Raw genomic sequence first — 21,072 nt, forward strand, 5'->3', positions numbered from 1 at the left:
TAATTATCATAATCATTTGTGGTTATAAACTCAACTGTCTATTAAGAATAAAATGGCAGGTTGCTGATGGTATTGATTTAATAGAAGAAATAAATAATGGATAAATAGCAATAGCTGTTACACGGATTAAAACTTTATAAATAAAACGAGTAACGAATAAAATATATTTAAGTATTTATAACGCAAAACGGGCCACACTAATTGTGGCCCGCTTCAACATTAACCAATACTCTGCGAATTAAAATAAACGCGCTTTAGCCTCGACAATGGCCGATGCGACTTGTTGGGGTGAAACACCACCTTTAGCAACACGCTTATCTAAACAAGATTGCAACGCCAGGATCGGATAAACATCATCGCCAATGACTGCACTAAATTTTTGCAAATCACTTAGGGATAGCGCCTCTAATGCTTTCCCCTGACGAATCGCCTCAACCACCGCTTCACCGACAATATGGTGTGCCTCGCGGAATGGTACGCCTTTGGCGACCAGATAATCAGCTAACTCAGTCGCATTGGCATAACCTTGCTCAGCCGCTTCTTTGCAACGTGGGCGTTTCACCTGAATGCCATCCAGCACCAACGCCGCCATATGCAAGCAGTCAAGCCAGGTATCCAGCGCATCAAACAGCCCTTCTTTGTCTTCTTGCATGTCTTTGTTATAAGCCAGAGGCAGGCCTTTGAGCGTCATCATCATCCCAGTCAATGCGCCCTGTACCCGACCACATTTCCCACGGATTAATTCCAGCGCATCTGGATTTTTCTTTTGCGGCATCAGGGAAGAGCCAGATGTAACACGATCCGATAAATCGACAAAAGCAGCTTCACCGCTGTTGAAGAAAATAAGATCTTCAGCAAAACGGGACAAATGCACCATACCAATACTGGCATCAGACAATAATTCCAACACATGGTCACGGTCAGAAACGCTGTCCAGACTATTACGAGTGGCCGAAGCAAAACCTAACCAACCCGCCAGTTGTTCGCGATCGATAGCGTAGGCCGTTCCAGCTAAAGCGCCACTGCCTAACGGGCTGACATCCAGACGTTTCAAGGTATCTTGCAGGCGGCTTTCATCACGGGCCAGCATTTCAGCATAGGCCAGGCACCAGTGTGCAAAGGTCACAGGTTGAGCGCGCTGCAAATGGGTATAACCCGGCATCACGGCATCCTGATTGGCTTCGGCAGTGATAACCAGCGCTTGTTGCAATTGCTGCACGGCGGTTTTTAACTCGGTTATCTGGAATTTGCACCACAATTTCAGGTCAGTTGCCACCTGGTCGTTACGGCTGCGCCCGGTATGCAGTTTTTTGCCTAAATCGCCTACTTTATCAATCAGTTTTGTTTCTACCCAACTGTGAATATCTTCGGCATCACTGTTCAAAATAGCCTGTGGATCGGCCTGAACTTCCTCTAATAAAACAGAGAGCGCCTGCTCAAGTTGTTGCTGTTCGGCCGCCGTTAAAACGCCAACTGTGACCAGTGCTTTCGACCAGGCAACAGAACCTATAATGTCCTGCTCTGCCAGTCGGTAATCAAACCGCAGGGAATCATTAAATTGCTTAAAACGCTGATCTGCCGCCTGACTGAACCGTCCGCCCCACAATGCCATAATCTTTCTTCCCTAGTTTCAGAATAAAAACTCATAATATACCCAAAGTAGTTGGAGTGGCAGCAAGGCAGCAAACGCACGAATCCCGTTGAGCTGACTCAAGTCAGTGATTCGGGTGAGTAAGAGCCGCTAACACCGCTGCAACTTCAAATAAGAAGGGTATTTAGGCCAGAATACGCGTGCCAATTGGCACACCGTTAAACAACGCCGGTAACTGATCTGCATGACGCCAACTGGCGATATCCACCGGACGGCCCAATGAACGAGCCGCATCCAGCGCGGCATTCACTTTAACCACCATGCCGTCAGTGATGATGCCCTGCGCAATCAGTTGCTCGGCTTTCTGTGCGGTCATTTCAGCAATGCGTTGGCCTTTGCCATCTAAAATCCCACTGACATCCGATAGCAAAATTAAATCGGCTCCCAATGTCGCGGCCAAAGCCGTCGCGGCCTGATCGGCATTTACATTCATCAGGCTGCCCTCTTTGGTGATACCAATAGAGCTGATGATTGGCATGTAATTTGCAGCCAGTAAGGTTTGCACTAAAGCCGGTGAGCCAGCTTCGGCTTTGCCCACATGACCAAGTGCCGCATCCAGCGGGGTGACCGACACGGTATTACCATCACCCAAGCATAAGCCAACGGCATTGATGTCATGTTTAACCGCCCAGGCCAGCAATGTTTTGTTGGCAGTACCTGCCAATGCACCGGTAATAATGTCAATTTGATCTGCTGGCGTCACACGCAGGCCGTTTTTCTTCACCACCGGCAACGCGAGTTTTTTCATCAGATCATCAACCAGGCAACCACCACCGTGCATAATCACAAGCGGGCGCTCATGCTTCTCACGATAGGTCACCAATGCAGTAAACAGGCGTTCCAGCGCTTCTTCGCTGTCGAGCAACACGCCACCTAATTTAATGACCAACGGGTTTATCATGTTTCGCCTCAATATAATTAGAAAAAATGTCAGTTCCGACTCGGTTACAACTTCTGCTGCTTAGCGTTTTATTGCTCACAACAGAGATTGGGTTTCCGCAAAGCCAAAACGTATATTCATGCATTGCACCGCTTGGGCCGCCGCGCCTTTCAGTAGGTTATCTTCTGTCGCGACAATAATTAAATGTTCACCCTGCACAGAGAAACCGATATCACAGAAAGGTAGACCCACCACCGCTTTCAGCGCCGGTACACCTTGCTTATAGAGGCGCACCAGTGGCTTATCCTGATAGGCATTGTGGTATGCCTCGGCGATATCTTGTGCCGTTACACCCGCTTTCAGGCGGCAGGTAATGGTCGCCAAAATACCGCGGGCGAAATTTCCCAGATGCGGGGTAAAAATCACCGGTGTGCCAAGGTGGGCGACAATTTCCGGCTGATGACGATGATTAAACAAACCATACGGCTGCAAACTCACTTCACAGAAACTGTTGCCAATACTGGCTTTACGCCCCGCGCCACTAACACCGCTGACGGCATTAATGACTGGCCATTGCGCATCATTGAGCAAATCACCATCAACCAACGGCTTAAGCGCCAGTTGGGATGCGGTTGGATAACAACCTGGTACCGCGATCAATTGGGCCTGCTTAATTTGTTCAGCCTGCCATTCAGCTAATCCATAGACCGCTTTATCCAGCCAATCGGCATGTTGATGCTCAAAACCGTAATATTGACTATAAAACGCCGTATCCTGAACGCGGAATGCGCCGGAGAGATCGAATACCACACAACCCGCCGCCAGGAATTGTGGCGCTAAATCATGGCTGACCTCGTGAGCGGTGGCGAGGAAGACAACATCCACACCTTTTGCCGCTTGAGTCACATCCACCAAGGGTTGCAGCGGAAGATCAATGATGCCTTTTAGTTGCGGATGCAGATCAGAAAGCAATTTTCCTGCATCTGCACTTTGCGCTGAAACCGTTAAACCGGTTATGTTCATATGTGGGTGACGATTAAGGTAAGCCGTAAGCTCCGCTCCGGCATAACCGCTGGCACCAACAATTAGTGTATTTAACATGGGGGCCTTCTGGGACATAAGTAGTCAAAACCGGTATTTGGGTTCTCAGCAAGGTTTTACTGTTCTCCCACGTGATTGAGCATTGACATTTTCGTAAATTTAAGGGTGTTTTTAGGTTCCCTTACGCTCAAGCTTAATGTATTTTTATTCATAATTAATGCATGAATATTGATACTACCCTAACCAAAGGCTGTCAACAGTGAAGATGAAATTACCTCCATTTATTGAGCTGTATCGGGCGCTAATCGCAACGCCATCGATCAGCGCAACCGATAGCGCCCTCGATCAAAGTAATGAGGCGTTAATCAACTTGTTGGCCGGATGGTTTGCTGATCTGGGTTTCCGCGTCGAAATCCAGCCGGTACCGGATACACGCCACAAATTTAATCTGCTTGCCTCTATTGGTGAAAACTCTGTCGGCAAAAAAAGCAGCGGAGAGGGTAGTGGCGGCCTGCTATTGGCCGGTCATACCGATACCGTGCCTTACGATGAAGGTCGCTGGACACGCGACCCTTTCACTCTGACCGAACATGACAATAAATTGTATGGTCTGGGTACTGCCGACATGAAAGGCTTCTTTGCCTTTATTCTTGATGCGGTGCGTGATATCGATGCCAGTACATTGGGTAAGCCGCTGTATATCCTCGCAACCGCCGATGAAGAAACCACCATGGCGGGCGCCCGCTATTTTGCCGCTTCCACCCAATTACGCCCTGACTTTGCCATTATCGGTGAGCCAACATCACTGCAACCGGTGCGTGCGCATAAAGGGCATATTTCCAATGCGATTCGTATTACCGGTCAGTCCGGTCACTCCAGTGATCCAGCGCGCGGCGTGAATGCTATTGATTTGATGCATGAATCGATTACCGAGCTAATGAAGCTGCGTACCACCCTGCAAGAGCGCTATAACAACCCGGCATTTGCTATCCCTTATCCCACCATGAATTTTGGTCATATTAATGGTGGTGATGCTGCAAACCGAATCTGTGCTTGCTGTGAATTACATATGGATATCCGCCCATTGCCGGGGCTGACATTAAGTGATCTGGATGAATTAATGACCGAAGCACTGGCCCCTGTTAGTGAGCGCTGGCCGGGCCGCTTGAGCATTGACCAACTGCATCCACCGATTCCGGGCTATGAATGTCCGACAGATCATCATATGGTCGGGGTTATCGAGAAATTACTGGGTGAGCGCACGGCGGTGGTGAACTACTGCACCGAAGCCCCGTTTATTCAGCAAATCTGCCCGACATTGGTGCTGGGGCCAGGTTCCATCAATCAAGCCCATCAGCCGGATGAATTTATCGACATGGCCTTTATCGAGCCAACGCGTGAGCTGATTGGTCAATTAGTCGATCATTTCTGCCAGCAATAGTTACCTCTTATGGGGTAGGTGATCAATTTTGCCCATTAGAAAGACTGATAACCTGCCTCTGGTAATTAAATTTCAGAAATATCCCCAAAAATGATGTTTTTTTGCTGAAAATAGTGTCAATTGGGGTATGGAATTGAACGTGGCGAGTGGATTTTTCCATCTCAGCATCTTGGGTGAAATTAATTTACATACTCATCAAGTTACGAAGGGTACTAAAAGAAATCATATGAACGAACAATATTCCGCAATGCGAAGTAACGTCAGTATGCTCGGTACGCTACTCGGGGACACCATCAAGGAAGCGCTCGGTGAACACATCCTTGAAAAAGTAGAAACCATCCGTAAATTATCCAAATCTTCGCGTGCCGGTAATGAAGCGAGCCGTCAGGAGCTACTGACGACACTGCAAAATTTATCCAACGACGAACTGCTGCCGGTCGCCCGTGCTTTTAGCCAATTCCTCAATCTGACGAATACGGCAGAGCAATATCACAGCATTTCACCGCATGGCGAAGCCGCAAGTAACCCGGAAGCTCTGGCCCAACTGTTCACCCGCTTAAAAAACAAAAAGCTGAGCGAGCAAGACATGCGCAGCGCGGTTGATGAGTTATCCATTGAACTGGTATTGACCGCTCACCCAACCGAAATTACTCGCCGTACTCTGATTCATAAACTGGTCGAAGTGAATACCTGCCTGAGCCAGTTGGATCACAATGATTTAGCCGATTACGAACGCAACAAGATCATGCGTCGTTTGCGGCAGTTAGTCGCACAATCATGGCATACCGACGAAATTCGTAAAATCCGCCCTTCCCCGGTTGATGAAGCCAAATGGGGCTTTGCTGTGGTTGAAAACAGCTTATGGGAAGGTGTGCCAGCTTTCCTGCGTGAATTTAACGAGCAGTTGCAAAACTCCCTCGATTACCGCTTGCCGGTAGAGGCGGTGCCGATCCGCTTCACTTCATGGATGGGTGGCGACCGTGACGGTAACCCGAATGTCACCGCTGAAATTACCCGCCATGTGCTGTTACTCAGCCGTTGGAAAGCGACCGATTTATTCCTGCGCGACATTCAGGTATTGGTGTCAGAGCTTTCCATGTCGGAATGTACGCCGGAACTGCGTGAATTAGCGGGCGGCGAAGAGGTGCTCGAACCTTATCGTGAACTGATGAAACGCGTGCGCACTCAGTTGACCAATACTCAGGCTTATCTGGAAGCACGTCTGAAGGGCGAGCGCGTATTACCGCCAACGGATTTACTGGTCAGCAATGACCAACTGTGGGATCCGCTATACGCCTGTTATCAATCCCTAAAAGCCTGTGGCATGGAGATCATCGCCAACGGCCAGTTACTCGATACCTTACGCCGCGTGCGCTGTTTTGGTGTGCCATTGGTGCGTATCGATGTGCGTCAGGAAAGCACCCGTCATACCGATGCGATTGCTGAACTGACCCGCTATCTGGGCCTCGGTGATTATGAAAGCTGGTCTGAAGCGGACAAACAAGCCTTCCTGATCCGTGAATTGAACTCTAAGCGCCCACTGGTTCCGCTGAAATGGGAACCCAGTGCCGATACCCAAGAAGTGTTAGAAACCTGTCGGGTGATTGCCGAAGCGCCGCAAGGTTCTATCGCCGCTTATGTGATTTCCATGGCGAAAGTGCCATCGGATGTGCTGGCGGTGCATTTACTGCTGAAAGAGGCGGGTTGCCCGTTCACTCTACCGGTCGCGCCATTGTTCGAAACGCTCGATGACCTGAACAATGCCGATGACGTGATGACCCAGCTACTGAATATCGACTGGTATCGCGGCCTGATCCAGGGCAAGCAGATGGTGATGATTGGCTATTCTGACTCGGCGAAAGATGCCGGTGTGATGGCCGCGTCCTGGGCGCAATATCGGGCACAAGATGCATTAATCAAAACCTGCGAAAAAGCCGGTATCTCCCTGACACTGTTTCATGGTCGCGGCGGTTCTATCGGCCGTGGTGGTGCACCCGCCCATGCCGCACTGCTTTCTCAGCCTCCGGGCAGTCTGAAAGGCGGCTTACGTGTCACCGAACAAGGTGAGATGATTCGCTTTAAGTTTGGTCTGCCGGAAGTCACCATCAGCAGTCTGGCCCTGTATGCCAGTGCGGTGCTGGAAGCCAATTTGTTGCCACCGCCGGAACCGAAGAAAGAGTGGAATGAGGTGATGGATATTCTGTCTGATGCCTCTTGTGAGATGTATCGCGGCTATGTGCGTGAAAATCCACAGTTCGTTCCTTACTTCCGCGCCGCCACCCCTGAATTGGAATTGGGCAAGCTGCCATTGGGTTCGCGCCCAGCCAAGCGCCGCCCGAACGGCGGAGTTGAAAGCCTGCGTGCTATTCCGTGGATCTTCGCCTGGACGCAAAACCGACTGATGTTACCAGCCTGGCTGGGTGCCGGTGCCGGCTTACAGAAAGCCATCGATGCAGGTAAGAAAGAAGTATTAGCCACCATGTGTCGTGACTGGCCGTTCTTCTCAACCCGCATTGGTATGCTGGAGATGGTGTTTGCCAAAGCCGATTTGTGGCTGGCTGAATATTACGATCAGCGTCTGGTGGATAAATCATTGTGGCCGTTAGGCCAGCAACTACGCGATCAACTGGAAGCCGATATTAAAGTGGTGCTGGCTATTGCCAACGATGACCACTTGATGGCGGATTTACCGTGGATTGCCGAGTCGATTGCGCTGCGTAATGTCTATACCGACCCACTAAACGTGCTGCAAGCCGAGCTGTTGCACCGTTCGCGCCAGCAAGAAAATGCCGCCGATGCCCGCGTTGAGCAAGCATTGATGGTAACTATTGCTGGGGTGGCGGCAGGGATGCGCAATACTGGTTAGTCACTAGTAGAATTATCGAGAATAAAAAGACAAAGCGGGCCGAGCGCCCGCTTTTTTATTTCTAAATCAATATATTAAATTCACTCAACCAATAGCTGGTATTTTTTAAATCGGTTTATGAAAGATTGCTATTGGCCGCCAGTTCATTATTGCGCCTTATAAAACCATTTTTATTAAAATTATTAGGAGTAAGACAATGAATATCGGAAGAGCAGCTCGTCTCAGCATGGCTAACATAGCTAGCACCAAACCTCAAAAAGTTACGACCAGCGAAATAAATAATTTAAGAACTCGGTTGGAAGGAGTAAAAAATACTAGTGGAGGATTAGGAAATGGTGCTTTTACAAGTGATAACACTAAAACGTTATCAGAGTTAAAAACAAATATTATAAGTTCGCAAACACGTCTTGTAGGACAGAAAACATCGATATTTGCAAACAAAAAAGGGCAACTTAAAGACCTTCTGAAAGAAATTAATTCACTATCGAAGAAAATGCCAGCACCCCAAATAGAGTCAAACAATACTTTTAACAAACTCGAGATGAAAGCCATTAAAACACAAGACAATAATAAGTCTCACAATCCTACCATCAGTCGTACTATTGGCTTAAACACCAATATTAGCTCGCATCGACAGTTTAATAATTAATTCTATATAGCAAACCCATCAGCCTGAAGTGCACCCTATTTCACCTGACGGGTTTAACTTTAACTACGGCCTGACCCCCAGCGTATGGCAAATTGCATAACTCAGTTCTGCCCGATTGAGGGTATAGAAATGGAAATCCTTCACCCCTTCGCGGCTAAGAATCTTCACCATATCCATCGCTACTGATGCACCGACCATTTTGCGCGTTTCTGGGTCGTTATCCAGCCCTTCAAAAATAGTGGTCATCCAATTAGGCACCCGCACATTGGTCATGGTGGCGAAGCGCTGGAGTTGTTTAAAGTTAGATACCGGCAAGATGCCCGGTACAATTTCAACATCAATACCGGTCGCTACACAGCGGTCACGAAAACGCAGGTAACTTTCAACATCAAAGAAAAACTGAGTGATAGCGCGGTTGGCACCGGCATCAATTTTGCGTTTCAGATTAATCAGATCAGCTTGCGCACTTTTGGCTTCGGGATGCACTTCTGGGTAAGCGGCAACGGAGATATCAAAATCACCCACATCCTTTAATAAACCGACCAAATCAGAAGCATACATTTCCGGCTTGCCGCTATCAGGTGGTAAATCACCGCGCAGCGCCACGATATGACGAATACCGCTGTTCCAGTAATCGGTCGCAATTTCACGTAGCTGGGTAGGAGAGGCATCAATGCAGGTCAGATGGGGTGCGGCTTCAAGCCCGGTGCGCTCTTTAATCCCTTTGATGATACTGTGGGTGCGATCACGCTCACCGGAGTTAGCCCCATAAGTCACTGAGACAAATTTTGGTTTCAGCGTGCTCAGGCGGTCAATCGAGCTCCACAGGGTATCTTCCATCTCGCTGGTACGCGGCGGGAAAAACTCAAAAGAAACATTAATCTGGCCTTGCAGCTCTGCCAAACTTTGATTCAGCGCTTCCCGCTGGTTTGCGTGGAAAAAACTCATACCCTGTTACCCCATTGCCTATTGTCATCATTTTGACGACTTATGTTATCTGTCATTTTATAAGCGTCTATACGTTTAGACGTCTAAATAGAAAATGACCGAAGTTGGCTAAAGAGTCAACTTTTAAATAAGTTTAGAACGATGATTAATATTCACACGTAATGCGCGGAAAATTCATGCAGCAGGAAATATGGCGATTTCGCCTCCCCTGCGACAGGCAGAGGAGGTGAATAAGTGCAGATTACAACAACTGGGACAGGCGGTTTAAATCAGACTGAATAGCACCGGCGGTGACATCGCGGCCGGCACCTGGGCCACGAATAACCAACGGGTTGTCGCGATACCAACGGCTCTCGATGGCAAAAACGTTATCGCACGGCAGCAAGGAGGCTAGCGGATGGTCAGCACGCACCGCTTCAACGCCCACTCGCGCCTTACCATTGGCATCAAAGCGCGCGACGTAACGGAGCACCAGACCCATTTCATTAGCGGCTTCTAAGCGCTGAATCATTTGCTGATTCAATGCTTCGCCATTTTCAAAAAATTGATCCACCGATCCAACATCTGCACCCGCCGGCACCAGCGATTCTACCCGCACCTGATTCGGTTCAATGTCATAACCGGCTTCACGAGCTAAAATCACCAGCTTGCGCATCACGTCTTGCCCGGAGAGATCAACTCGCGGATCGGGTTCGGTCAAGCCCTGTTGCCAGGCTTGATCCACCAGCTCGGTAAAGGGCACCGTGCCGTCAAATTGCAAGAACAACCAAGACAGAGTGCCAGAGAAAATACCGCTGATCGCCAGAATACTGTCGCCGCTATCGCGCAAATCGCGCACGGTATGATTGACCGGTAACCCCGCGCCCACCGTGGCGTTATACAACCAGTGGCGGCCAGTTTTGGCAAAAGCATCACGGATTTGGCGGTAATTATTACTGCTGGAGGCGCCGGCTAATTTATTGGCGCTGATAACGTGAAAACCATAGCTGGCGAAATCCAGATACTGCTCGGCAAGTGACTCACTGGCGGTCACATCCAACACCACCAAATCATCAAATGGGTGCGCGCGCATCCACAAGAACAAGGATTCTTCATCCTGCTCTTTGGCTTCATCATCATAAAATGCCAGCGTCCGGCTAGCGTCCAGCCCGTCATAGCTCAACAGGCTGCGGCGGCTATCCACCACACCGGCCAGCACGAACTCAAAACCACTGCGAGCTGAGATATTCTTCTGCTCACGGGCAAATAGCTCCAGCCAGCGCGCGCCGATATTACCTTTACCAAACAGCATCAAACCGATGCGCTTCTCGGCGCGGAACAGTGATTGGTGTAAGCCCTGAATTAAGTGCTCAGTCGGCCCGAGACGCAGCACCGCAACCATACTGATGCCGTCTTCCGCCTGCCAAATAAACTCGACTGGCTGATCTTTCAGTTGTTGATAGAAACGGTGGCTATGCAATGGGTTCTTGCAAACCCCAGCGCCGACCAAAGCGACCAGAGCCAACCCCTCGCGCAGGGATAATTTCCCCGGCAGCGTGGCATCCTCCAACACTCTTAATGCGCTGTTAACCACTTCGGAGGTATAGCAAAGTTGCAATAGGTTACGGTCAGGGTGAATGCCGGTAGCCAGCGGCTTGATTTGCGCGCGTTTGAGCAGCAAATCAATCTCTTTCTGTGCCAGCGAAAAATCATGGTGGCCGGCAATCTGTAATTCGATCAGGCAGACATCATCGTGACTGGTGACAATTTTGGCACCTGACCCGGAAGCCAACACCCGCTCAATACGGGTTGAACCCTGTTCTGGCTGATAGCTACAACGCAGTTGTAAATCAATATCGCTGCCGGAAACCGGCTGTAGGGTGCGGGTATGCAGCACCGGGGCCGCCAACCGAGCCAGTTCACTGGCTTCATCCAGTCGCAGTAAAGGTAACAAACAGGCATCTTTCACTTTGCGCGGATCAGCACTGTATACCCCCGCCACATCACTCCAGATGGTAACACGTTCGACCCCTGCCAGCGCCCCGACCTGAGTGGCCGAGTAGTCACTGCCGTTACGCCCCAACAACACGGTTTCACCGGCGTTATTGCGCGAAATAAACCCCGTCACCACCAGACGTTGGTGTGGGTGTTGTGCCATTAATTGCTGCAACAACGGATACGAACGGCCTTCGTCGATTTGTGGCTGTGCCGCGCGTTCAGCACGCAGGAAACTGCGAGCATCGAGCCAGTCGGCATCCATATCGAGTTTGTTCAATACTGCAGACATCAAGCGGGCCGACCAAATCTCACCATGACCAACCACTTCGGCATAGATTGCATCATCGACTTTGTTGTCCAACAGGCCAGCCAGGCGTTCCAAATCATGAATAAACTCACTAATCAGCGGTTCAGCCATTTCTGGCGACAATAAACCACTAATCAGGTCATGTTGGTAACGACGCAGGTTTTGCTGCACCTGATGAGCAGAAAGCCGGTCAGTTTGACTAAGCTTCAACCAGCTAATCAGCTGGTTAGTGGTGCTACCCGCCGCAGACACCACCATAAGGTCGCCGGGATGACTGTAGTTGGCCATAATATTGGCCACCCGCAGGTAACACTTCACATCCGCAAGACTACTACCACCAAATTTATGCAGTTGACGGCCGGTCACCGCCGCTGCTACCGCTGTTGCATTCATACTTACCTCGGTCTCGCCAACTGGAAAGCATTGTCCAGATCGGCAATCAAATCTTCGCTGTCTTCGATACCCACGGAAATTCGCAATAAACTATCAGTAATACCAGCGGCAGTGCGCGCTTCTGGCGCCATACCGGCATGGGTCATGGTCGCGGCATGAGAAATCAGGCTTTCAACGCCCCCCAAAGACTCTGCCAGGGTAAATAATTCAAGGGCAGAGAGGAAACGACGCAATACCTGCTCATCACCATCAAGCTCAAAACTGAGCATCGCACCAAAACCTGACTGCTGACGGCGAGCAATTTCGTGGCCGGGATGTTGTGGCAGAGAAGGATGATACAGCTTTTTCACTAAAGGCTGTTGCTCTAAATAGCGGACAATTTCATCTGCGTTACGCTGCTGTTGAGCCATACGCGGTGACAGCGTGCGTAACCCACGTAATAACAAGTAGCTGTCAAATGCCGCACCGGTCACGCCGATATTATTCGCCCACCATGCCAGCTCGACAGCCAACTCAGGATCTTTGGCAATGACCGCCCCCGCCACCACATCAGAATGACCGTTCAGATATTTGGTACAGGAATGCACCACCAGATCCGCCCCCAAAGCCAGCGGCTGCTGTAACGCCGGGCTAAGGAAGGTGTTATCGCAAACCGTTAATGCGCCGACGGCATGTGCGGCTTTGCAGATAGCGGCAATATCCACCACTCGCAACAGCGGGTTACTTGGGGTTTCAATCAAAACCAACTTGGGTTTTTCAGCCAATGCCTGACTCAATGCCACGTCATCGCCCTGGTCAACAAACAGCACCCGATAGGCACCGCGTTTGCTTAAGCTGTCGAACAGACGATAGCTACCGCCGTAACAGTCATGCGGAGCAACCAGCAGATCGCCGGGTTTAAGGAAGGTGGTGCAGACCAAATGAATCGCCGACATCCCGCTGCTGGTCATTACCGCACCTGCGCCCCCTTCCAGCTCAGCCAATGCCCGTTGCACCACATCGCGCGTCGGGTTACCGCGACGAGAATAGTCATGGGCGCGCGGCTGATTAAAATCGATAAAATTATAGGTACTGGAGAGGTGAATCGGGGGGACAACGCAGCCGTATTGCTCGTCATCGTTCAACCCGCTACGCACTGCTATGGTTGCCTGTTTACGCGTCATATGGATTTCCACCAACCGGATATCGAGAAAATGTTACGCCAGAGTAGACGCACAAATTACGGACGTCAATACATCTGGACATCTAAACTTCTTTGCGTATAGATTGAGCAATGGGATAATAACCGCTAAAATTATAGAGGTTTTAGATATCCTTATGATGTCAGTCAGGTTTCAGTGGTGCCTTGTTTAACCATGAATTTGTTTAACCACAAAGATGGCATAGAAAGGTAATAGCTATCAATAAATAGCAAAAAAGGTTATTTCAGTGACATTAGTCTAGTAAAATCGACATTTATTTAGTGAGAACAGCGAAGATCGGGCATAATTGGCCGGTTTTCAGAACTTGGTATTTTTCCGACAAATTTAAGGTGTCCCATGGCTGAGTGGAACGGCGAGTATGTCAGCCCTTACGCTGAACACGGTAAGAAAAGCGAGCAGGTCAAAAAGATTACGGTATCCATTCCGCTGAAGGTTTTAAAAATCCTCACCGATGAACGGACCCGCCGTCAGGTGAACAACCTACGCCATGCCACCAACAGTGAGTTGTTGTGTGAGGCTTTTTTGCATGCATTTACCGGTCAGCCGCTACCGAATGACGAAGATCTGCGCAAAGAACGCAGTGATGAAATCCCGGAAGCCGCGAAGATTTTAATGCGTGAATTGGGTGTTGATCCCGATACCTGGGAATATTGATTTCCAGCTACCGTCCGGTTCAATCTGGACCTGATAGTAGAAATGAAAAAAAGGCCCCTGGAGGCCTTTTTTCGTCTGACGGGCAATAATTACTTCTTAGCACCCGGCACGCTGAAACGCTTGTTAAAGCGGTCAACACGGCCACCGGTCGCAACATCACGCTGCTTGCCAGTGTAGAACGGGTGGCATTCGCCGCACACGTCCAGATTCAGGTCATGACCAACAGTAGAGTTGATCTTGATAACGTTACCGCAAGAGCAAGAAGCAGTAACTAAGTCGTATTTAGGGTGGATACCTTGTTTCATGGAAACCTCTATATTAGGCCGTGTCGCTATCCAGCCCTGTTCCGCCAGACACCACACGATTAGAAAATAACAAGCGCTGATAAAACAAACAACGGTTGCTAACAGAATTTGATATCAAACTATATCAAAGGCGGCGAATAATACAGAATTTGACCAAGCCGTGCAATCGAATCCGCACATTGTGTAGCATGCGGTGTAAACTATTCAATCTTTTATTTAGACCATTTTATTTAGCAGGATAAGAATGTATGCCCGTTGTTCAAGTGGCGTTACCCGTTCCGCTGGCCCGCACCTTTGACTACCGCCTTGACAGTGCCACGGCCTGCCCGGTAGTGGGTGCTCGCGTCAGTGTGCCATTTGGTAAACGCAACGCCATCGGTATTGTCGTGGGTATCAGCGAGACCAGTGCATTTCCCCTTGAACAACTCAAAGCTATTGATGCGGTGCTGGACGGTGACAGCTTATTTCCACCCAGCCTGTGGCGCATTCTTTGTTGGGCAACAGAGTATTATCATTATCCCATCGGCGAAGTGCTGTTCCACGCCTTGCCCATTCTATTGCGTCAGGGAAAACCCGCGCAATCTGCCCCCTTGTGGCAATGGTTCGCCACTGAACAGGGCCGCGCCACGCCGCCAGAAAGTTTAAAACGCGCGCCCAAGCAGCAGCAAGCTCTGGCCGCATTATTACAAAAGCCAGTTTATCGCCATCAAGTTAATGAAATGGCATTAACGGAAAGTGCGCTGCAAGCATTGCGTAGCAAAGGATTAATTGACCTGCGGGCACAAGAAGTGGCAACCACAGACTGGCGCGACGGTTTTTCCGTGCTCGGCGAACGCCTGCGGCTCAATACCGAACAAGCCACCGCTGTCGGGGCGATTCGCAGTGAAGATACTCAGTTTGCCGCCTGGTTGCTGGCCGGGGTAACGGGATCGGGTAAAACTGAAGTTTATCTCAGTGTGCTGGAAAATATTCTGGCGCAGGGCCGTCAGGCGCTGGTTTTGGTTCCTGAAATTGGCCTAACACCGCAAACTATCGCCCGTTTTCGCGAGCGCTTCAATGCGCCAGTTGAAGTGCTTCATTCCGGTTTAAACGACAGTGAACGCTTATCCGTTTGGCTACGGGCGCGTAATGGCGAAGCCGCCATTGTAATAGGGACTCGCTCCGCGCTGTTCACGCCATTCTCCCGTCTCGGCGTCATCATTATTGATGAAGAGCATGATAGCTCCTATAAACAGCAAGAAGGCTGGCGTTACCATGCCCGCGATTTAGCGGTATTCCGTGCACGCGAAGAAGGTATTCCTATCGTGATGGGGACGGCAACCCCCGCGCTGGAAACCTTACATAATGTGCAAATGGGTAAATATCGCCAGTTAACACTATCGAAACGAGCAGGTAATGCCAAACCGGCAGTGCAGCACTTGCTAGATCTCAAAGGGTTGCCACTCAAAGTCGGCCTGTCTCAGCCGCTGCTAAAACGGATGAAAGCCCATTTGCAGGCCGACAATCAGGTGATTCTGTTCCTTAACCGCCGGGGTTACGCACCCGCGTTGTTATGCCATGAGTGTGGCTGGATTGCCGAATGCCAGCGCTGTGACCACTATTATACCTTGCACCAGAATTACCGCCAATTGCGCTGCCACCACTGCGACAGCCAGCGCCCAGTGCCACAGCAATGCCCTAAATGCGGCTCAACACATCTGATGTCCGTCGGTGTCGGTACCGAACAGTTAGAAAATGAGCTGGCACCGCTGTTCCCAGACACGCCGATCTCCCGTATTGACCGCGATACCACCAGCCGCAAAGGCTCGCTGGAACAGCATCTGGCTGATGTGCATCAAGGGGGGGCGCGGATATTGATTGGCACCCAAATGCTGGCGAAAGGTCATCACTTCCCCGATGTGACTCTGGTGGCTTTGCTGGATGTCGACGGTGCATTATTCTCGGCAGATTTCCGTTCGGCAGAGCGCTTCGCACAGCTCTATACGCAAGTGTCAGGCCGTGCGGGTCGTGCAGGTAAGCAAGGCGAGGTCATCTTACAAACCCATCACCCTGAGCATCCATTGCTGCAAATCCTGCTGCAACAGGGCTACGATGCCTTTGCCAAACAAGCACTAGCCGAGCGCAAAAGCGTATTTTTACCGCCTTATACCAGCCATATCATCGTGCGCAGTGAAGACCACGATAACCAGCAATCGGCACTGTTTTTGCAACAATTGCGTAATTTACTGGAAGCCAGTCCGCTGAAAGATGATGCATTATGGATTATGGGGCCGGTTCCAGCATTACAGGCGAAACGTGGTGGGCGCTTCCGCTGGCAATTATTGTTACAGCACCCCTCGCGGCAATTACTGCAACGACTGATTAAAACATCTCAGCCACTGATCAATACTTTGCCGCAAGCGCGGAAAGTTAAGTGGACATTAGATGTTGACCCCATAGACAGCTAAGCGGCTGATGCCACCACGATGTTAGCTGTAACACCAATGATTTTTGGCGTAGAACGGCATCACAAAGCAATCGTTTACACTGCTTTATGCGAGCCAGTGCGAAAAACTCCACTTCCGTCACACTTTTAATGCAAATTAGGTAACAAATTGCCCTCACTATCTGTATAGAATGATGGAAAGCCCGCATTGAGCATGAGTGCTGGCTCGGAGCCAGAGCAAGGAGAAAGGCGTTGGAACATAAGAAAGAATTCACCATGGCCACCATGAAAGACGTTGCCGAAATGGCAGGTGTTTCAACTGCGACGGTATCGCGCGCATTGATGAACCCGGAAAAGGTTTCAACAGTGACCCGGCAAAAAGTGGAACAAGCTGTTCTGGCTGTGGGCTACTCCCCTCACGCTTTATCTCGTAATATTAAACGTAATGAGTCGCGCACTATTCTGGTTATCGTCCCAGATATCAGCGACCCCTTTTTTGCTGACATCATTCAGGGCATTGAACATGCCGCAGCCCAACAAGGCTACCTGATCTTAATTGGTGATTGCGCACAACAAACCCAGCAAGAGCGAACTTTCGTTAACCTGATCATCACTAAACAAATTGATGGCATGTTGCTGTTAGGCTCCAACCTGCCGTTTGATGCCAGTAAGGAAGAGCAGCGCAATTTGCCGCCGATGGTGATGGCAAACGAGTTTGCACCGGAGCTGGAGCTGCCCACCGTACATATCGATAACCTGACCGCCGCCTATGAAGCCGTTAATTATCTGCATGAGTTAGGCCACAAGCGCATTGCCTGTGTTGCCGGGCCGGAGCATTTCCCCTTATGCCAATACCGGCTACAGGGTTATATCCAGGCGCTCCGCCGTAATGGTATTACGGTCGACAGTGACTATATTCTTCGCGGTGATTTTAGTTATGAAGCTGGAGCGGAAACCTTTGCCACTCTAATGGGGCTACCTCACCCCCCTACAGCAATATTTTGTCACAATGATGTCATGGCAATAGGGGCGATGTGGCAGGCCAAGAGAATGGGGCTGCGCGTCCCGCAGGATATCTCAGTGGTCGGCTTCGATGACCTGAAACTGTCACAGTATTGCGATCCCCCCTTGACCACCGTGGCACAACCACGCTATCAAATTGGTCAGCAAGCCATGCTACTATTGCTTGAACAGTTACAAGGGCATTCAGTACAAAGTGGCTCCCGCTTGTTAGACACCGAATTAATCATCAGGGAAAGTACTGCTGCGCCTAAACGCTAGGCAAATATTCAAGGGTTCAGTAACATGACGGACTTATTCCATCATCACGACGCAGCGAAACGATAGTGGCACAAAGAGATTATGTAAGCCGAGGGCGCTCAGGAGCGCGGCGCAAAAGCACCAGCCGAAAAAAACGCAGTGCTCCAGCAGTATCCAAAACCGTGATGGCACTGGCCGTCGCGCTATTAGTGGTATTTGTTGGTGGACTTTATTTCATCACCCACAACAAACCGGGTGAACTTCCGTTACTGCCTAGTCATGACCCGCGCACCGGCAATGGCTTGCCGCCGAAACCGGAAGAGCGTTGGCGTTATATTAAGGAGTTGGAAAATCGTCAGATTGGCGTGCCAACACCAACAGAACCGTCTGCTGGTGGTGAAGTTAATTCCCAGACACAACTGACTAATGAGCAGCGCCAATTGCTTGAGCAGATGCAAGCGGATATGCGTCAGCAACCGACACAGCTTTCAGAAGTGCCATATAACCAAGGGATGCAGGTGCCACGCTCCGCAGTGACCATCAAACCACCGGTCACCAATATGCAGCAGCAGCCCTTAACGCCGCCACGTCAGACGACAACGCAGCCAATACCGGCACCTCAGCCACAGGTCACACCGCCGCGTACGCAGCAACCTACTGCGTCGGTAACACAGGCAGCAACACCACCGAAGCCGGAAAAAGAGAAAGAAAAAGCACAACGCTGGATGGTGCAATGTGGTTCATTCAAAGCCGCTGACCAGGCTGAATCTATTCGCGCTCAATTGGCATTTGAAGGCATCGAAAGCCGCATTACCGCAGGCGGTGGCTGGAATCGCGTGGTACTCGGCCCATACAGCACCAAGGCTGCGGCCGATAAAGCCTTACAGCGTTTGAAAGGCGCAGGTCAATCAGGATGCATTCCCCTCGCTGTTGGGGGTTGAAAAGCCATAATCCTCCCCCATTTATAATCTCAATATGCCCCATACTGTTTTTCTGAATTCAGTATGGGGACTCATTCAGTCTGCAACGAGGGTCCGCTCGTGACAACAATTGTAAGTGTACGTCGTAATGGTCATGTCGTTATCGGTGGTGATGGCCAGGTCACTCTGGGCAATACCGTAATGAAGGGCAACGCTAAAAAAGTACGCCGCCTTTATAACAATAAAGTCATTGCCGGTTTTGCTGGCGGTACGGCTGATGCCTTTACCCTGTTTGAGCTATTTGAGCGCAAACTTGAGATGCATCAGGGCCACCTGACTAAAGCTGCCGTTGAGTTAGCCAAAGATTGGCGTACCGACCGCATGTTACGCAAACTTGAGGCATTGTTGGCTGTCGCGGACGAAACTGCATCACTCATCATCACCGGTAACGGCGATGTGGTTCAGCCAGAAGATGACCTGATTGCTATCGGCTCAGGCGGGCCTTATGCCCAGTCTGCTGCGCGCGCGCTGCTAGAAAATACCGAATTGGGTGCACGAGATATCGTTGAGAAATCTCTGAGCATTGCGGGGGATATCTGTATCTATACCAACCGCTTCCAAACCATTGAAGAATTAACGTACTAGACGTTATTAACATACAGAGCGTAAGGATAGAGTGACATGTCTGAAATGACCCCACGCGAAATCGTCAGCGAACTTGATAGCTACATTATCGGCCAGGATAAAGCTAAACGCGCAGTGGCTATTGCCCTGCGTAACCGCTGGCGTCGGATGCAGCTTAGCGAAGAGCTGCGCCATGAAGTTACCCCTAAAAATATTCTGATGATCGGCCCAACCGGTGTGGGTAAAACTGAAATTGCCCGCCGTTTGGCAAAACTGGCCAATGCTCCGTTCATCAAGGTAGAAGCGACTAAATTCACCGAAGTTGGCTATGTTGGTAAAGAAGTGGACTCTATTATCCGCGATCTGACCGATGCCGCAGTGAAAATGGTTCGTCATCAATCCATTGAAAAAATGCGTTATCGGGCCGAAGAGTTAGCCGAAGAACGTATTCTGGATGTGTTAATCCCACCGGCCAAGAATAACTGGGGCCAACCGGATGAGACCCAAGAGCCATCGCCGACACGTCAAGCCTTCCGTAAGAAGCTGCGTGAAGGTCAGTTGGATGACAAAGAGATTGAAATCGATCTGGCGGCTGCGCCGGTAGGCGTCGAAATCATGGCTCCTCCGGGCATGGAAGAGATGACTAACCAGTTGCAATCCATGTTCCAGAATATTGCTGGGCAAAAACAAAAACCGCGCAAAATCAAAATCAAAGAAGCATTTAAACTGCTGATTGAGGAAGAAGCGGCGAAACTGGTTAATCCAGAAGAACTGAAACAGCAGGCGATTGATGCGGTCGAGCAGCACGGGATCGTATTTATCGACGAAATCGATAAAATCTGTAAACGCGGCCAAACGTCAGGCCCGGATGTATCCCGCGAAGGGGTACAACGTGACTTGCTGCCATTGGTAGAAGGTTGCACCGTATCAACTAAACACGGCATGGTGAAAACTGACCATATCCTGTTTATTGCCTCCGGTGCATTCCAGGTCTCCAGCCCGTCAGACCTTATCCCTGAATTGCAAGGTCGCTTGCCAATTCGGGTAGAATTGCAGGCCCTGACGACAGATGATTTTGAGCGCATCCTGACCGAACCGAGTGCTTCACTAACTGAGCAGTATAAAGCGCTGATGGCAACTGAAGGGGTGACTGTTGAGTTTACCCGTGAAGGCATCCGTAAAATCGCTGAAGCGGCATGGCAGGTTAATGAGCGCACCGAGAATATCGGCGCACGCCGTTTGCACACGGTGCTGGAGCGTCTGATGGAGGATATCTCTTATGACGCCAGTGAGAGCAATGGTCAATCCATTACTATTGATGCTGCATATGTCGGTAAGCACCTGGATGAGTTGGTTGCAGATGAAGATCTGAGTCGTTTTATCCTATAATTCGCTTTATAAGCCTTTGCTGGATAAAATGGTTCGCCAAATTAAGAGTGGGAGGCGCTGCCTCCCACTCTTATTTTTATCGTATGATCGCTTTTACGTTTTTAACTCGCCGACATGGGCGGACCAGACTCCTATACAAT

General features: G+C 50.0%; 16 protein-coding genes. 9 read left to right on the plus strand and 7 right to left on the minus strand.

The genetic code is table 11. The annotated features are described in order from the left end of the window. Window positions 1-238 precede the first annotated feature (238 nt). From argH to argC, 3 genes are all read right to left on the minus strand, one after another. On the minus strand, window positions 239-1,612 hold the full coding sequence (gene argH, locus HU019_RS08905) for an argininosuccinate lyase (protein ID WP_174848478.1): 1,374 nt from the start codon (window positions 1,610-1,612) through the stop codon (window positions 239-241). A gap of 163 nt (window positions 1,613-1,775) precedes the next feature. After that, window positions 1,776-2,552 (minus strand): acetylglutamate kinase, encoded by a 777-nt coding sequence (gene argB, locus HU019_RS08910; RefSeq protein WP_019084401.1) that lies wholly within the window; start codon window positions 2,550-2,552, stop codon window positions 1,776-1,778. A 75-nt stretch (window positions 2,553-2,627) separates the two neighbouring features. Then, on the minus strand, window positions 2,628-3,632 hold the full coding sequence (argC, locus tag HU019_RS08915; RefSeq protein WP_174848477.1) for an N-acetyl-gamma-glutamyl-phosphate reductase: 1,005 nt from the start codon (window positions 3,630-3,632) through the stop codon (window positions 2,628-2,630). A gap of 205 nt (window positions 3,633-3,837) precedes the next feature. Here argC and argE point away from each other — a divergent pair, with 205 nt between their 5' ends. The 3 genes from argE to HU019_RS08930 all read left to right on the plus strand — a co-directional run bounded on the left by argE (window position 3,838) and on the right by HU019_RS08930 (window position 8,528). Continuing rightward, complete coding sequence (gene argE, locus HU019_RS08920) at window positions 3,838-5,013, plus strand: acetylornithine deacetylase (protein ID WP_174848481.1); 1,176 nt, start codon at window positions 3,838-3,840, stop codon at window positions 5,011-5,013. Window positions 5,014-5,239: 226 nt separating this feature from the next. After that, on the plus strand, window positions 5,240-7,879 hold the full coding sequence (ppc, locus tag HU019_RS08925; protein WP_174848476.1) for a phosphoenolpyruvate carboxylase: 2,640 nt from the start codon (window positions 5,240-5,242) through the stop codon (window positions 7,877-7,879). A 196-nt stretch (window positions 7,880-8,075) separates the two neighbouring features. After that, a complete protein-coding gene (locus HU019_RS08930; RefSeq protein ID WP_174848475.1) occupies window positions 8,076-8,528 on the plus strand; it encodes a hypothetical protein in 453 nt (150 codons plus the stop codon). A gap of 63 nt (window positions 8,529-8,591) precedes the next feature. On the opposite strand, the gene metF is transcribed toward HU019_RS08930, so the two are convergent. From metF to metB, 3 genes are all read right to left on the minus strand, one after another. After that, window positions 8,592-9,476 (minus strand): methylenetetrahydrofolate reductase, encoded by an 885-nt coding sequence (metF, locus tag HU019_RS08935; protein WP_174848474.1) that lies wholly within the window; start codon window positions 9,474-9,476, stop codon window positions 8,592-8,594. A 241-nt stretch (window positions 9,477-9,717) separates the two neighbouring features. After that, window positions 9,718-12,153 (minus strand): bifunctional aspartate kinase/homoserine dehydrogenase II, encoded by a 2,436-nt coding sequence (locus HU019_RS08940; RefSeq protein ID WP_050076959.1) that lies wholly within the window; start codon window positions 12,151-12,153, stop codon window positions 9,718-9,720. A gap of 2 nt (window positions 12,154-12,155) precedes the next feature. Continuing rightward, window positions 12,156-13,316, minus strand: coding sequence for a cystathionine gamma-synthase (metB, locus tag HU019_RS08945; RefSeq protein WP_005175839.1), 1,161 nt, complete (start codon window positions 13,314-13,316; stop codon window positions 12,156-12,158). 375 nt (window positions 13,317-13,691) lie between these two features. Between metB and metJ the strand changes: the two genes are divergently transcribed. After that, window positions 13,692-14,009 (plus strand): met regulon transcriptional regulator MetJ, encoded by a 318-nt coding sequence (gene metJ / locus HU019_RS08950; protein WP_004392248.1) that lies wholly within the window; start codon window positions 13,692-13,694, stop codon window positions 14,007-14,009. Between the two features lie 89 nt (window positions 14,010-14,098). Here metJ and rpmE read toward each other — a convergent pair whose 3' ends face one another. Beyond that, complete coding sequence (gene rpmE / locus HU019_RS08955; RefSeq protein ID WP_005163858.1) at window positions 14,099-14,314, minus strand: 50S ribosomal protein L31; 216 nt, start codon at window positions 14,312-14,314, stop codon at window positions 14,099-14,101. Window positions 14,315-14,562: 248 nt separating this feature from the next. On the opposite strand from rpmE, the gene priA reads away from it, so the two are divergent. The 5 genes from priA (at window position 14,563) to hslU (ending at window position 20,932) form a co-directional block, all read left to right on the plus strand. Next, entirely contained in the window at window positions 14,563-16,761 is a 2,199-nt protein-coding gene (gene priA / locus HU019_RS08960) for a primosomal protein N' (RefSeq protein ID WP_174848473.1), read from the plus strand. 230 nt (window positions 16,762-16,991) lie between these two features. Next, window positions 16,992-18,020, plus strand: coding sequence for a DNA-binding transcriptional regulator CytR (cytR, locus tag HU019_RS08965; RefSeq protein WP_174848472.1), 1,029 nt, complete (start codon window positions 16,992-16,994; stop codon window positions 18,018-18,020). A 65-nt stretch (window positions 18,021-18,085) separates the two neighbouring features. Then, a complete protein-coding gene (ftsN, locus tag HU019_RS08970; RefSeq protein ID WP_174848471.1) occupies window positions 18,086-18,940 on the plus strand; it encodes a cell division protein FtsN in 855 nt (284 codons plus the stop codon). 99 nt (window positions 18,941-19,039) lie between these two features. Further along, on the plus strand, window positions 19,040-19,564 hold the full coding sequence (hslV, locus tag HU019_RS08975; protein ID WP_004714422.1) for an ATP-dependent protease subunit HslV: 525 nt from the start codon (window positions 19,040-19,042) through the stop codon (window positions 19,562-19,564). A 36-nt stretch (window positions 19,565-19,600) separates the two neighbouring features. Then, a complete protein-coding gene (gene hslU, locus HU019_RS08980; RefSeq protein WP_174848470.1) occupies window positions 19,601-20,932 on the plus strand; it encodes an HslU--HslV peptidase ATPase subunit in 1,332 nt (443 codons plus the stop codon). The last annotated feature ends 140 nt before the right edge of the window (window positions 20,933-21,072 follow it).

This window comes from Yersinia artesiana, from assembly GCF_902726545.1.
Classification (GTDB): domain Bacteria; phylum Pseudomonadota; class Gammaproteobacteria; order Enterobacterales; family Enterobacteriaceae; genus Yersinia; species Yersinia artesiana.